Here is a 14,265-nt window from a genome sequence, read left to right as displayed (position 1 = left end):
GAGGCTGGGGCCGGGGCAACGTGGGCCTGTGCCAGAGGTCAGTCCATGAAGAGGCGGGGCATGGTCAGCGACAATTCGGGCAGGTACGTTACAAGCCCGACCACCGCCAGTTCGATGGCGAGCAGGCCCCACAGATTGCGAACGATCCCGCCGAACGGCACCTGGCTGATCGCAGCAGCGGTAAAGAGCGTGTATCCGAAAGGGGGCGTTGCCAGCCCGACGCCAAGGTTCACGATCAGCATGATGCCAAGATGCACCGGGTCGACGCCAAGCTGCTCGCCAAGCTGGATCAGGAATCCGGCGAAGACGATCATGATGGCGATGGTGTCCATCAGCATACCGATGGCCAGCAGGAAGATGTTGAGAAGCAGCAGCACCACGAAGCGGTTGTCGGTGAAGCCGAGAATGGTGTCGGCCACCCGTTGCGCCAGCTGTTCGTAGGCAACGATCCAACCAAAGACGGTGGCCAGCGCGATGACAAAGGCTATGTTGGCCGATGTCATGGTTGACCGCAGGATGATGTGCTTGAGCATGGAGGGCTTGAGCTCTCCGTACAGGAACATGCCGACGATCAGGCCGTAGGCGATGCCGACGACGCCCGCCTCGGTCGGGGTGAAGATGCCGCCATAGATACCGCCAAGGATGATGAACGGGGCAAGAAGCGCCCATTTGGCGTCCCAGATCGCGACGCAAAGATCGCGCAGGCCGGAGCGTTTTTCCACCACGACAAGGCTGGTCGTGCGGGCGTGGATGTTGCAATAAACCATCAGCGCCACGGTCATCACGAGGCCCGGCAGGATCCCGGCGAAGAACATGCGCGGGACGGAGGTGTTCGAGATGATGCCCCAGATGACCATCGGGATCGACGGCGGGATAAGAATGCCGATCGGACCGTAAGCGGCGGCAAGAGCCGCGGCGAAGTTGCGGGAATATCCGCGCTCGACCATCTGCGGGATCATCAGCTTGCCTATGGCCGCTGTCGTGGCCGGAGCCGAGCCCGAGATCGCCCCGAACATGGTGGCCGAGAGAACCGCGACCATGCCGATGCCACCCCGGAACCGTCCGGCAAGGATCATTGCGACGTTGACCAGGCGCGTGGACAGGCCCCCGGTGTGCATCAGGTCGCCCGCGATGATGAAGCAGGGCAGGGCGAGCAAGGCATAGACGTTGAGGCCCGCGACCATCTGCTGGACGGTGACGATCGGATCGACCCCGATGGCAAAGAGCGCGGCGATGCTGACCAGGCCGATCGAGAAGGCATAGGGCAGGCCAAGAACAAGCAGCAGCGCGGTGCCGCCCAGAAGGATCAGGTCGACGGTTGTCATGGGGTCGGTCCGAGCGTGGTGTCGTTGTCCGCAATCAGCCGGGCGATGCACCCAAGCGCGTGAAGCGCGATCATGCCGCCGGCGATGGGAACGGAAATGTAGAGATAGCCGACCGGATAGCCAATCGCCGCGGAGGTGTTTGTCCAGACGAGCTCTGCCAGGCGCCATCCTTCCTTGATGAGGAACAGCCCGAAGACCGCGATCAGCGCCTGACACAGGCCATTCAGGGCACGACCCGCCGTGGGGGGCAGCACGTCCTGAAGAAAGGTGAGCCGAAGGTGTTCCTGGCGGCGCACGCCATAACTGGCGGCAAGCAGCGTGGACCAGACGAACAGAAAGGTTGCCAGTTCTTCGGACCACGAGAGCGGAATGTTGAGGACGTAGCGGAAGACGACCTGTGCCAGAAGCGCGACGATGAACCCCGCCGCCATGAGAACCACGGCCACGGCAGAGAGACGGGCAAGCCAGAGGCTTGCCCCGTCGATCAGGTTTAGAAATCGGATCATGGTCGCCTTGTCTTCCGGGCCAGGTCAGTCTTTGACCGCGTTCAGCCATGCGTCAAGGCGGTCGGAGCCGATCTTGTCGCGGTATTGTTCGTAGACTGGCTGCATCGCGTCGCGGAACGGACCCGCGTCGGCGACCTCGTTGATCTCGATCTTGCCACCGGCGCGGAGGTTTTCGACGATCTCGGCCTCCTGCTCGGCGCCGCGTTCGCGTTGGACTGCGCAGGCCTGTTTGGCGGCCTTGCGCAGAACGTCCTGCTGCTCGGTCGAGAGCTTGTTGAAGCTGGCCTTCGACATCATCAGCGGGGCGGCGGAATAGACATGGCGGGTGAGGCTCATGTATTTGGCCACCTCGTCGAGGTTCGCGCCCGCGACGACCCAGGCCGGCACTTCCAGCCCGTCGATGGCGCCCTGCTGAAAGGCGGTTATCGTATCGCCCCAGGCCATCGGCACCGGGTTGCCCTTGAGGCTTTCGAACATGCCGATGAAGATCGGGCTTTGCATTACGCGATACTTGGCGTCGATCACGTCTTCGGGCGAATTCACCGGCTGGATGTTGTTCAGCATGTGCCGATAGCCTGCCTCGCAGAAGGCCAGCCCGACGATGCCCTTTTCGTCCAGAGACGCGAGGAGTTCGTCGCCCAGGTCGCCATCAAGGATCTTGGCCGCGATCTGCTGATTGGCATAGAGGAAGGGCAGATCGTTCACCACGAATTGCGGGGCGGTGTTCGCCACGACCGAGTTGGTGATCGCTGCAAGGTCGAGAACGCCAAGCTGCAGGCCCTGCACCATTTCCTTTTCGTCGCCAAGTTGGCGATTGGGGAAGAAGGAGACTTCGAACTGCCCGGGCGCCATGTCCTCGAGAGCCTTGGACAGTTCGCGGTAGGCGATCTTGTAAACGTCGGTTTCGGCGTCTGCCGTGGCAGAGCCCATACGCAATTTGACGGCGTCGGCCTGAGCGGGTGCCGACGCCAGCATCGTCAGTGCGGCCGCACCCGACAGCATCAGAGACTTGAGTTTCATCTTATCCTCCCTTGGTCGATCCGGACCCGGAGCCCGGACCTTTCACTCCGAGTCGATCTAACCATTTCCTGAACTGGTATTTCAATAGTATTTCAGGCGGGAGGTGGTCTTTTTGTGCGCTTTATCCGTGGTTGGCTATCGAACTCAGGCCAAGCGCTGCCTCTTGATAGGCTTCGCTGAGCGTGGGGTGGGGATGGATCGTGGCCGAGATGTCCTCTGCGCGAAGCCCGGCTTCGATCGACTGGGCGAAGCTGCCCGCCAGTTCCGAAATGCCGGGTCCCGTTGCCTGCACGCCCAGGATCACGTGATCCGACGCGCGGCAGACCAGCCGCACGAAGCCATCTGTATCGTCCAATGTCATGGCGCGACCACTGGCGCGGAACGGGAATTCGGACACCTCGATTGCGGTTTCGGCCTCTGCCATCTCGGGCGAAAGGCCGACGCTGACGATTTCGGGGTCGGTGAAGCAGACCTCTGGCACGCAGCGGCGGTCCCACTGTGCGGTGTGTCCTGCGACCACATCGGCGACGACTTCGGCCTGGGCGATGGCGCGATGCGCCAGCATCGGGCCGGGCGTGACATCGCCAATCGCATGGACGCCCCGCATCGACGTGGTGCAACGGTCGTCGACATGGATCAGGCCGCCGTCCATTCTGAGCGACAGTTCTTCCAGGCCAAGCCCGTCGGTGTTGGCGGTGCGCCCGATGGTCACGAGGACCTTGTCGAAGTCCGCGGTGTCCTGCCCGTCGCTGGTCGACATGGTCAGTGTCCCGGTCGCGTCATCCCAACCCTCGACCCGCGTGCCTGTTTTCAGGGTGATCCCGAGATCGGACAGGCGGCGGCGGACCGGTCGGGTCAGCCGGGAATCGTATTGCGGAAGGATATCCTCGGCGGCTTCGACCAGAGTGACCTTCGTGCCGAGCTTGGCAAAGGCGGTGCCCAGTTCCAGCCCGATATAGCCCGCACCGATCACGCCAAGCGTGGAAGGTGGCTCTGTCAGGGCAAGGGCAGCGGTGGAATCGAGAACGCGCCCGCCGGTCGGCAGGCCGGGCAGGTTCACCGGGCGCGAGCCGCTGGCGATCACGATATATTCGGCATGGATGGTCATGCGTCCTGTGTCGCCCGTGACCTCGACGGTCTTGCCATCAAGGAACCGGGCGTGGCCGCTGACCGATTTGACGCCGCTTTTTTCAAGCAGCCCCGCAACCCCGGCGCGCAGCTTGGCGGTGACTCCGTCCATCCAGTTGCGTGTTTCGCCAAAGTCCAGACGGGGCTGTGCCACATGCACGCCGCAGGTTCCGTCGGTACTCTGACGGAGCGCCTTGGAAAACAGATCTGCGGCATGGATCAATGCCTTCGACGGGATGCAGCCCACGTTCAGGCAGGTGCCGCCAAGGCGGTCACGTTCGACAAGCATCGTGTCAACGCCCAGCCGTGCCGCGCGGGATGCGCAGACATAGCCGCCGGGGCCGCCCCCGATGACAAGCAAAGTGGTTCGGAGATCAGTCATTTCGCCACTCCATGAACAGCATGGCCGGGATTTCCAGCAGGCGTTTCAGATCGGCCACGAATTCGGCCGCGGTCCAGCCGTCGACGACCCGATGGTCGAAGCTGCAGGACAGGTTCATCATCCGGCGCGGCACGAATTCGGTGCCGTTCCAGACCGGGCGGATCATCATCTTGTTGACGCCCACGATGGCGACTTCGGGACGGTTGATGATCGGGGTTGTCGCGACCGCGCCGAGCGGGCCGAGCGAGGTGATGGTGAGGGTGGAGCCGGTCAAATCCTTCGGTCCGGCGCGACGGCTGCGCGCGGCCTCGGAGAGGCGCCGGATCTCGGCGGCGCTGTCCCAGAGGGTCATCGCCTCGGCATGGCGCAGAACCGGGACCATGAGGCCCTGATCGGTCTGCGTTGCGATCCCCGCATGCAAGGCATCGTGCCGGGTGATCACGCCGTTGGTGTCGTCGTAATGCGCGTTGATCTCGGGGTGGTCGCGGATGACCTCGCTCAGCGCGCGGAGCAGGAACGGCAGAAGGGTCAGCTTGCCGCGCTCGTCTCCGAACTGGGCGTTGAGCTGGCTGCGCAGGTTCTCCAGCGCTTCGACCTCGACCTCTTCGATGATCGAAAAGTGCGGGATGTGCCGCTTGGCCTCGGCCATCTTTTCGGAAATCGCGCGGCGCACGCCGGTCACGGGGATGTCCTGTGTACCGGTACGGGCGATCAGGCCGGTGCTCGGCAGGCTGGCGGGGCCATGGGCGAGGAAATCGTCAAGATCTTCGTGAAGGATCCGACCGGCGGGCCCGGTGCCGCGCACCCGGCGCAGGTCGATGCCTTCGTCGCGGGCGCGTCCCCGCACCGAGGGCGCGGCAAGCGGCTTGCCACCGGCTGCGGTTGCCATCGCCTTGGCCGGCGGCGCGCGGCGGGCGTTGGTTTTGCGGTCGGCCTTTCCGTCTGCCTTTTGGTCGGGTCTGGCGGTGGGGGAAGGTTCGGGCGCCGGCGCCGTCTTCGCGTCTGGTTCCGGCTCGGGGGCCGGAGTTGCCTCTGGCACGGGCGCGTCGGCATCGGTTTCAATCCGGATGAGGTCGGCGCCGATGGCGATCGTGTCGCCGGGCGCGCCGCCCAGCCACGTCACGCGACCTGTGGCCGAGGCCGGGATTTCCACTGTCGCCTTGTCGGTCGTCACCTCGCAGATCGGGTCGTCTTCCTGAACGACATCGCCGACCTTGACCAGCCAGTCGGCCAGTTCGGCCTCGGCGATGCCTTCGCCGATGTCGGGCAATCGGTAGGTCTGTTCGGCCATGGCGTCAGTCCTTCATCACGGTTTCAAGCGCCCGCCGCACGCGGGCGGGGCCGGGGAAGTAATCCCACTCCTGCGCATGGGGGTAAGGCGTATCCCATCCCGCGACGCGCAGGATCGGCGCTTCGAGGCTGTAAAAGCAGTCCTGCTGGATCAGCGCGGCCAGTTCGGCGCCATAGCCCGAGGTCAGCGTCGCCTCGTGCAGCACTACGCAGCGGCCCGTCTTGCAGACCGAAGCGGTGATGGTTTCAAGATCGAGGGGCAGCAGGGTGCGCAGGTCGATCACCTCGACATCGATTCCGGCCTCTTCAACTGCCGCCAGGGCGACATGGACCATGGTGCCATAGGTCACGAGAGTCGCATCCGTGCCCTCTCGGACGATCCGTGCCTTGCCCAGGGGGATGGTATAGTGACCGGCTTCGACCTCGCCATCCGGGTGCTTGGACCACGGGACCGAGGGGCGGTCGTGATGCCCGTCGTAGGGTCCGTTATAGAGCCGCTTGGGTTCCAGGAAGATCACCGGATCGGGATCGGCGATGGCGGCCAGCAGCAGGCCTTTTGCATCGGCCGGGGTGGAGGGGACGACGGTTTTCAGCCCGGCCACATGGGTGAACAGCGCCTCGGGCGACTGGCTGTGGGTCTGGGCACCGAAGATGCCGCCGCCCGTCGGCATTCGGACAACCATCGGACAGGTGAACTCGCCTGCGGAACGATAGCGCAGACGGGCCGCTTCGGAGACGAGCTGATCGTAGCCGGGGTACATGTAATCGGCGAACTGGATTTCGATGACTGGCTTCAGCCCGTAGGCGGCCATGCCGACGCCGGTGCCGACGATGCCCAGTTCGCTGATCGGGGTGTCGAAGCATCGCGCGACGCCGAATTGCTTCTGAAGCCCGGCGGTGCAACGGAAAACGCCGCCGAAATACCCCACGTCCTCGCCCATCACGATCACGTCTGGGTCGGCCTCCATCGCGACGACATGGGCATCGCGGATGGCTTCGATCATGGTCATGCGCGGCATGTCAGTACCCCACTTCGTGTCGCTGGCGGATCAGGTGCGGCGGCATCTCGGCAAACACATCCTCGAACATATCCCTTGGGGTGGGGCGGCGGCCGCTGTGCAGGGTGCCGATGGCCTCGGCTTCCTTCTGGGCGGCGACGACTTCGGCCTTGATCTCGGCTTCGGCCTGGGTGTGACGCTCCTCGCTCCAGACACCAAGGGCAATCAGATGCGTCTTGAGTCGCAGGATCGGATCGCCCAGGGGCCAGGCCGTACCTTCCTCTTTCGGACGGTAGGCCGAGGGATCGTCCGAGGTCGAATGGCCCCCGGCGCGGTAGGTGACGAATTCGATGATGGTGGGGCCTAGGTCGGCGCGGGCCCGTTCGGTGGCCCATGTGGCGGCGGCGTGCACGGCCAAGTAATCGTTGCCGTCGACCCGCAGGGCGGGCAGGCCAAAGCCGTGGCCACGCGCGGCAAAGGTGCCCGCGCCGCCCCGTGCAATGCCCTGGAAGGTTGAAATGGCCCACTGGTTGTTCACGATGTTCAGGATCACGGGGGGTTTGTATGTCGAGGCAAAGACCAGCGCGCCGTGAAAGTCCGACTCGGCGGTCGATCCGTCCCCGATCCACGCAGCTGCAAGGCGCTTGTCGCCCTTGATCGCCGCCGCCATCGCCCAGCCCACGGCCTGCGGATACTGGGTGGCGAGGTTGCCGGAGATCGAGAAGAAGCCATGCTCTTTCGACGAATAGAAAACCGGGAGCTGACGACCGCGCACCGGGTCGCCATCGTTGGAATAGACCTGGTTCATCATCTTCACGAGCGGATAGCCCGAGGCGATCAAAAGCCCGGCCTGACGATAGGTCGGGAAATTCATGTCGCCCTTGCGCAGGGCCCGCTGGAAGGCGCAGGAAATCGCCTCTTCGCCCAGATGCTGCATGTAGAAGCTGGTCTTGCCCTGCCGCTGCGCCGTCATCATGCGCGCGTCGTAGATGCGCAGTTTCATCATGTCGCGCAGGCCCTGAAGCAGGGTTTCGGAGTCAAGGCCCGATGCCCATGGGCCGACGGCCTCGCCCTTGCGGTTCAAAACGCGGATGATCGAGAAGGCGAGGTCGCGCATCTCTTCCGGCGGGGTGGCCGGGTCGGGTCGGTCGACCTCTCCGGCGCGGGGAATGGAGACGTGGCTGAAATCGGGATCGTCGCCGGGCCGGATCGACGGGGCAGGGACGTGAAGGCTCGGGGCGCGTTCTTCAGTCATGACAGACCTCGGGTTCCAGATCGCAGATTAGGGCAAGACGGGCTTTGAACAGTTGGGCCCGTTGGTCGCCGTTGTCGATCAGAGCCACGCTGAGGATAAAGCGGCCGTCTTCGAGCCGGTCGTAGGTCAGGTTCGCGAACGGCAGGTCGAGTCGGCGGGCCGTGTCGATCACCCGGCTGACCGCCGAGAACGGGTCTTGGCAGTAAAAGCGCATCTCTGATCCTCCTGTCCCCAAGACTAAGGGGCAGCGCAGAGAAAGATGTTTCAAAAAGTTGTATTCCGCTGGTATTTTTGGATAAATCTTTTGTAAATCAGAGGATTCGAAGGAGATCGTTTTGCCAAAGCCTGATGCGGACCTTGATCATATCGACAGAAAGATTCTTCTCGCCCTATCCGAAGAGGGGCGTCTGTCCAATGCGGCCCTTGGCGACCGCGTTGGACTGTCTGCCAGCCCGTGCTGGCAAAGGGTGCGGCGTCTGGAAGAGCAGGGATATATTCAGGGCTACGCCGCAATTCTGGATCAGGAGCGCCTTGGTGCGTCGGAGATCGTGATGATCGAGGTGATCCTTGAACGACATGACGACGACGTGCTCGAAGGATTCGGCCGCACGATGCAGCGGATGCCCGAGGTGCTGGAGGTGCACCTGACCACTGGTGAATACGATTACCTCATCAAGGTCGCCGTGCAGGGGACCAAGGGATATGAGGCGTTTCTGCGCGACAAACTTTATCGCGTGAAAGGGCTTCGCCACACGCGATCCAGCTTTGTTCTGCGGACGTTGAAGGACGTTCAGGCGTTCATTCCCGACCGTTGAACACCGCCCAATACGACCGGAGAATGCCCTTGGCTTCATTTTTCTCTTGAAGGTATACCAGTAGTGCACCAGTCTTGTGGTGAATCTGCGCCCGTCCGTCGGTGCGCCACAAGACGTCCGGTCGCTGCCGGAGGGGAGAGAAAAATGACCAGGTCCAGCCAGATGCACATGGTGCATATGTTTTTCCATTCGCCGATCACGCATACCGCGCTGAGCTGGGCGAACGAGGATGATGGTCATCTTGCCGGGATGGCGAGCTTTGCCTACTGGCAGGACATCGCCCGGACGCTGGAGCGCGGCCGTTTCGATGCGGCGTTCTTCGCCGACACCCCGGCCGCTTCCGACCAGTACAGGGGCAGTTCGGACACGCCGCTGAAGCATGGTGTTGTCTGGCCGACCCATGACCCGTTCCCGCTGGCCGCGGTCATGACGGCGGCAACGCAGCACCTGGGCATAGGGGTTACCCTGTCGGTGACCGGCAATCCGCCCTACCTGGCGCACCGGAGGCTGAGCACGTTGGATTACCTGTCCGGCGGGCGCATCGGCTGGAATATCGTGACCGGCCATATGCAGGCCGAACACAAGGCGATCGGGCAGGGGCTGGTGCCGCATGACGAGCGCTATGACATGGCCGACGAGTTCATGGAAATCTGCTATGCCCTCTGGGACGCCTATGGCGAGGGCGCGCTGCCGATGGACAAGGTTTCGGGTGTGATGGCGGTGCCGGACCGGGTGAAGCGGCTTGTCCATCACGGGAAATACTTCCAGTGCGAGGCCGTCCCGGCGACATTGCCATCGCCACAGGGGCGGCCGGTGATCTTTCAGGCCGGCAGTTCCGGGCGCGGCATGGAGTTCGCGGTCAAACATGCCGAGGCGATCTTTGCCATACAGCCGCATCTGGCGGCGATGAAGCGGTTCCGCGAGAAGTTCGACAAGGTTGCTGTGGAGGCGGGCCGCGATCCGATCGGTATCCTTTTCGGTCTTCAGTACGTGCTGGGGAGCACAGAGGCAGAGGCAAACCAGCGTCTGTCTGATCTGAAGGAGCGTATCCCGCTGGACGCCGGTCTGAGCCGTCTTTCCGCGCCGCTTGGCGTGGACTGCAGCACGCTTGATCCCGACCAGCCGCTGGAAGATGTGCCGACGCAGGCTTCGCGCGGCATGGCCGAGGCGCTGAGCCAGATGGCCGGAGACGGGCGCAAGATCACGGTGCGCGACGCGGCGATACAGATGGGGCTGTCCGTCGGGCTGCCGCAAGTCGTTGGCTCGCCCGAACAGGTGGCCGATCAGATCGAAACTTACTGGCGCGAAAGCGGCGGTCTGGGCTTCAACCTGAGCGCACCGACCAAACCCGGCATGATCACCGAGTTCGTCGATCATGTCGTGCCGATCCTGCAGAAGCGGGGCATCGTCCGGACGGATTACGAAGGCACGACACTGCGCGACAATATCACCGCCTGACCGGACATGCGCGCCGACATGGAAAGCTGGGATTACATCGTCGTCGGCTCGGGGGCCGCAGGCAGCGTCGTTGCGGCGCGCCTGTCGGAGGACCCCGGAAACCGGGTTCTGGTGCTGGAGGCCGGGGGCAGTGATCGCAATCCCTTGTTCCGGGTGCCCGGTCTGGGATTCGCGGCGGGCGCCGTTCCGAGATACAACTGGAACTTCGCGACGCAGGGGATCGAGGTCCTTGGCGGCAGGTCGATGACCATCCTTCAGGGGCGGGTGCTGGGCGGATCGAGCAGCATGAACGGCATGGTCTACACCCGTGGCCACCGCGCCGAATACGACAGATGGGCCGAGATGGGATGCGAAGGATGGGGATTTGACGACCTGCACCCCTATTTTCGCAAGTCCGAGGCGAACTGGCGTGCGCCAAGCCAGATGCACGGGACTGAGGGCCCGGTCAGGCTGCGCCGTGCCGATCCGCGACTGCCGATCTGCGATGCCTTTCTGGAGGCCGCCGGGGCGCATGGGATCGAGATCGTCGAGGATCTGAATGCCGATCACGCCGAAGGTCTGGGCTGGTACGATGTCAACATTGACCGCGGGCTGAGGCTGAGCGCACCGCGCGCCTATCTTTATCCTGCGCTTGATCGGGACAACCTGAGCCTGCTGACCAATACACAGGTGACCCGTGTGGTGATCGAGGGCGGCCGGGCGACGGGGGTCGAAGCGGTCAGCCAAGGTCAGCGGGTAACCTTTCACGCGACCTGCGAAGTCATTCTATGTGCTGGCGCCGTCATGAGCCCCAAAGTGCTGATGCTGTCGGGTGTCGGGCCTGCCGACAGCCTGCGGCAGCACGGGATCGCGGTTGTCGCGGACAGCCCTTCTGTGGGAGCGAATTTCCAGAACCACCCCTGCTACCGTCCGCAATGGCTCTGCTCTGAACCGGTGACGGCGCGGCGGCACGTCACGGCGCTTGGCGCGGCGAAAGCTGGGGTGCGGTATCTGCTGAGCAGGACCGGACCTTTGGCGGAAAGCTTTGCCTCGGCCGGTGGGTTCTTCAAGAGTGATCCGTCGCTTGACCTGGCCGACATGCAGGTCGTCATGCTTTCGGCCCTGCCCGCCGGGGGTGGTGCGCGGATCCGGGACTTGCTTCCACAAAGGCATGGCTTCGGATTCACGATTTATCAGGGGACACCCTACAGCCGGGGCCGCGTGTCGCTTGGCTCGGCGGACCCGATGGCGCCGCCGGTCGTGGAGACGGGATATTTCTCGGACCCGCGCGATCTGCCGATCCTCGCGGCCGGGGTCGAGCGGATCCGCGAAATCGTGCGTCGGCCCGAGATCGCCAAATACGTGGATCGTGAAATCGCGCCGGGGCCTTCGGTTGATAGCCGGGGCAGTCTGATCGAGGCGATCCGGGCCGGGGCCGGGACATCCTATCACCAATGCGGAACCTGCGCCTTCGGACCCGGCGAAACCGCGCCGCTTGACCTGCGGCTTCGGGTCAACGGTGTGGCGGGCCTGCGGGTTGCCGACACGTCGGTGATGCCGGTGCTGCCCAATGCGGCGCTGCACGCGCCAACAATGATGATCGGCGAGAAAGCCGCGGCGCTGATCCTGGAAGATGCATGAGGATATGAGACGTGAAAAAGCGATTTGACCTGAGGGACGAACCGGTGATCGGGCCCGATCTGCCAATCATCGACGGCCATCACCATATGTTCGACCGGCCTGCCGCGCGCTATCTGCTGGATGACATACTCGAGGATATCCGCCTTGGTCACGATATCCGCGCGACCGTCTATATCGAAAGTCATTTCGGTTTCGACGAGACCGGGCCAGATCATCTGAAACCTGTCGGAGAGACCCGTTTCGCCGCCGAGATCGCCGAGGCCTGTGCCGCGCAGGAAGAGCATGTTCGGGTCAACGCCGCGATCATCTCTTACGCCGACATGACGGACCCCCGTATCGGTGACACGCTGGACGCGCATATTGCGGCAGGGAAGGGCCGTCTGCGCGGCATCCGGCAGGTGACTATGTATGACGACACGCCGGACTATCGCGCCTTCATGTTTGCGCCGCCGCCGGGCGGGCTGATGCAGTCACCCGATTTTGGCCGAGGGTTACGGGCCCTGGCCGACCGGGGGCTGAGTTTCGACGCGGCGATCCTGCACACTCAGATGGAGGAACTGGGCGGGATTGCCGATCAGAACCCCGACACGACGTTCGTTCTGGATCACCTCGGGTTTGCCTATGGGATGCGCTACGGCGATGCGACATTCGCCGCCTGGAAAACCTCGTTGGCCGAACTGGCGAGGCGCCCCAACATCATCGCCAAGGTCGGCGGGTTCGGCATGCCCTTCTGGGGCTTCGGCTTTAACGAAGCCGAGGGTCCGGCAACCTCTGCCGATCTGGCCGCGGCGTGGAAACCCTGGGCTGAGACCGGGATAGAGATATTTGGCGTAGATCGCTGCATGATGGAGAGCAATTTTCCGGCAGACGGTCATTCCTGCGGCTACGTCCCGCTTTGGAATGCGCTCAAATCCATCACGGCAGACTTCACGCCGGCAGAGAAGCGCGCACTGTATTGGGATACCGCGTCGCGGGTCTACGGCATCGACATGCCGCACCCGGAAGACACATGAAACCGGCTGCCCGTTGCCTCCGGTGCGCGTGGCTTCGAAAGGACACAGAATGAACACTCAGGATCAAACCGTGCAGGCCGAATTCTCTCCCGACATGTTCCGGCGCTGCCTTGGGGAATACGGGACCGGGGTCACCGTTATCACCACCAGCGTGGAGGGTGAGCTTTATGGCATGACCTCGAATTCCTTTGCCTCTGTGTCGCTGGACCCGCCACTGGTTCTTTGGTCGATCCGGCGTGAAAGCACCAGTTTCGCAGCCTTCGAGACGTGCGAACACTTCGCGGTCAACATCCTCTCCGAGGCGCAGGTTGACCTGTCGCAGCGGTTTGCCAAGTCTGGCCCCGGAAAGTTCGAGGGTGTCGACTGGGCCGAAGGGATCGGCGGGGCGCCCTTGATCGACGGCGTCGTTGCCAGCTTTCAATGCCGGAGCCACACCGCGTATGACGGGGGCGACCACCTTATCCTGATCGGCGAAGTGCTGGCTTGCGATCGTGCGCACCGGCAGCCGCTTATGTTCTCGAAGGGGCGTTATGCGGTGCCGGTCGATCATCCCGACACGAAGGTGTTTGCAACGCCTGACACCCCCGGACCGACCCTGCTGAACGAGCAGTTGCTGTCGCTCATGCTGGTGCGGGCCTACTCTGTTGTTGCGCAACGGCTGGAAGAGGGGCGACGGACGGCCGGGCTTGGCCTGTCGCTGATGCAGGCGCGGCTGCTGAAGGCGATCCAGATGTTCCCCGACCGTACGCTAGAGGATCTGCTGCCGGAAGTTCTGGGCGATGTCGACAGTGCGCTGGTCAACCTGTCTGCGCTCGAGGCCGCCGATCTGGCCAGTGTAGACGGCGTAGGGCGTATCCGGCTGACCTCGGCCGGGATGGCGCGGCTTCATAATCTTGTGGATCATACGCTGGAAAGCGAACGGCTGCTGTTCAAGGATGTCCCGGCGAAAGACATTGAAACGGTTCAGAGGGTCCTGACGTCTATCATCGCCTCGGGCAGAACGATGGCGTAGCCTATGGACCCTGAGCGTCAGGCTGTCTACCAATGGTACACCAAGCCTCATTTCCCGAGTTTTCATGACCTTGACCCAAGATAGCGATCAGCCCGCCGTGGCAACCGAGATGGACCCGCTGGCCGCACAGGCCTATACCGTGCTGCGCGATCGGATCGTCCTGCTTGAAATCCCGCCGGGCAGCATGATTTCCGAGAATTCGCTTGGCGCCGAGCTTGGGCTTAGCCGGACACCTGTGCGCGAGGCGCTGAAACGGCTGGAACGCGAATATCTTGTGTCCATCATGCCGCGCCGTGGCATCGTGGTGACGAAGGTGGATCTGCAAAGCCAGATACAGCTTCTGGAAATGCGCAGGGGGATCGAGCTGCGGTTGATCCTGCGGGCGGCCGAGCGCGCCTCGCCCCAGCAGAGGACGGCAATGCAGGCCCTTGTTCCGGGTATGC

Annotated in this window: 14 protein-coding genes; 6 read left to right on the top strand and 8 right to left on the bottom strand. The window is 63.4% G+C overall.

Features of this window, described 5'->3' with window-relative positions:
- Positions 1 to 38: 38 nt before the first annotated feature.
- From FGK64_RS20120 to FGK64_RS20085, 8 genes are all read right to left on the bottom strand, one after another.
- Positions 39 to 1,325 (bottom strand): TRAP transporter large permease, encoded by a 1,287-nt coding sequence (locus FGK64_RS20120; protein WP_138865668.1) that lies wholly within the window; start codon positions 1,323 to 1,325, stop codon positions 39 to 41.
- Positions 1,322 to 1,831: a TRAP transporter small permease gene (locus tag FGK64_RS20115; protein ID WP_138865667.1), complete on the bottom strand. Its 510-nt coding sequence runs from the start codon at positions 1,829 to 1,831 to the stop codon at positions 1,322 to 1,324. The genes FGK64_RS20120 and FGK64_RS20115 overlap by 4 nt, the downstream gene beginning before the upstream one ends.
- Positions 1,832 to 1,855: 24 nt before the next feature.
- Positions 1,856 to 2,851, bottom strand: a complete 996-nt coding sequence (gene dctP, locus FGK64_RS20110; protein ID WP_138865666.1) for a TRAP transporter substrate-binding protein DctP — start codon at positions 2,849 to 2,851, stop codon at positions 1,856 to 1,858.
- 121 nt (positions 2,852 to 2,972) lie between these two features.
- Entirely contained in the window at positions 2,973 to 4,361 is a 1,389-nt protein-coding gene (lpdA, locus tag FGK64_RS20105; RefSeq protein WP_138865665.1) for a dihydrolipoyl dehydrogenase, read from the bottom strand.
- Positions 4,354 to 5,652, bottom strand: a complete 1,299-nt coding sequence (locus FGK64_RS20100) for a dihydrolipoamide acetyltransferase family protein (RefSeq protein WP_138865664.1) — start codon at positions 5,650 to 5,652, stop codon at positions 4,354 to 4,356. The genes lpdA and FGK64_RS20100 overlap by 8 nt, the downstream gene beginning before the upstream one ends.
- 4 nt (positions 5,653 to 5,656) lie before the next feature.
- Positions 5,657 to 6,670, bottom strand: a complete 1,014-nt coding sequence (locus tag FGK64_RS20095; protein ID WP_138865663.1) for an alpha-ketoacid dehydrogenase subunit beta — start codon at positions 6,668 to 6,670, stop codon at positions 5,657 to 5,659.
- A gap of 1 nt (position 6,671) precedes the next feature.
- Entirely contained in the window at positions 6,672 to 7,904 is a 1,233-nt protein-coding gene (locus tag FGK64_RS20090) for a thiamine pyrophosphate-dependent enzyme (protein WP_138865662.1), read from the bottom strand.
- Entirely contained in the window at positions 7,897 to 8,118 is a 222-nt protein-coding gene (locus FGK64_RS20085) for a hypothetical protein (RefSeq protein ID WP_138865661.1), read from the bottom strand. Before FGK64_RS20085 ends, FGK64_RS20090 begins: the two co-directional genes overlap by 8 nt.
- 121 nt (positions 8,119 to 8,239) lie before the next feature.
- Here FGK64_RS20085 and FGK64_RS20080 point away from each other — a divergent pair, with 121 nt between their 5' ends.
- From FGK64_RS20080 to FGK64_RS20055, 6 genes are all read left to right on the top strand, one after another.
- Complete coding sequence (locus FGK64_RS20080) at positions 8,240 to 8,719, top strand: Lrp/AsnC family transcriptional regulator (RefSeq protein ID WP_138865660.1); 480 nt, start codon at positions 8,240 to 8,242, stop codon at positions 8,717 to 8,719.
- A gap of 144 nt (positions 8,720 to 8,863) precedes the next feature.
- Positions 8,864 to 10,177: an NtaA/DmoA family FMN-dependent monooxygenase gene (locus FGK64_RS20075; RefSeq protein ID WP_138865659.1), complete on the top strand. Its 1,314-nt coding sequence runs from the start codon at positions 8,864 to 8,866 to the stop codon at positions 10,175 to 10,177.
- A gap of 6 nt (positions 10,178 to 10,183) precedes the next feature.
- Positions 10,184 to 11,797, top strand: coding sequence for a GMC family oxidoreductase (locus FGK64_RS20070; RefSeq protein ID WP_138865658.1), 1,614 nt, complete (start codon positions 10,184 to 10,186; stop codon positions 11,795 to 11,797).
- Between the two features lie 11 nt (positions 11,798 to 11,808).
- Positions 11,809 to 12,810, top strand: coding sequence for an amidohydrolase family protein (locus tag FGK64_RS20065; protein WP_138865657.1), 1,002 nt, complete (start codon positions 11,809 to 11,811; stop codon positions 12,808 to 12,810).
- Between the two features lie 49 nt (positions 12,811 to 12,859).
- Complete coding sequence (locus tag FGK64_RS20060) at positions 12,860 to 13,822, top strand: flavin reductase family protein (RefSeq protein ID WP_171054166.1); 963 nt, start codon at positions 12,860 to 12,862, stop codon at positions 13,820 to 13,822.
- A gap of 64 nt (positions 13,823 to 13,886) precedes the next feature.
- Positions 13,887 to 14,265: GntR family transcriptional regulator (locus FGK64_RS20055; protein ID WP_210236597.1), on the top strand; the 379-nt coding region annotated here is incomplete at its 3' end.

It is taken from the genome of Arenibacterium halophilum, from assembly GCF_005938225.1.
GTDB lineage: Bacteria > Pseudomonadota > Alphaproteobacteria > Rhodobacterales > Rhodobacteraceae > Arenibacterium > Arenibacterium halophilum.
Note: the sequence above shows the minus strand (reverse complement) of the source record. Positions and strands in the feature narration are given on the sequence as shown.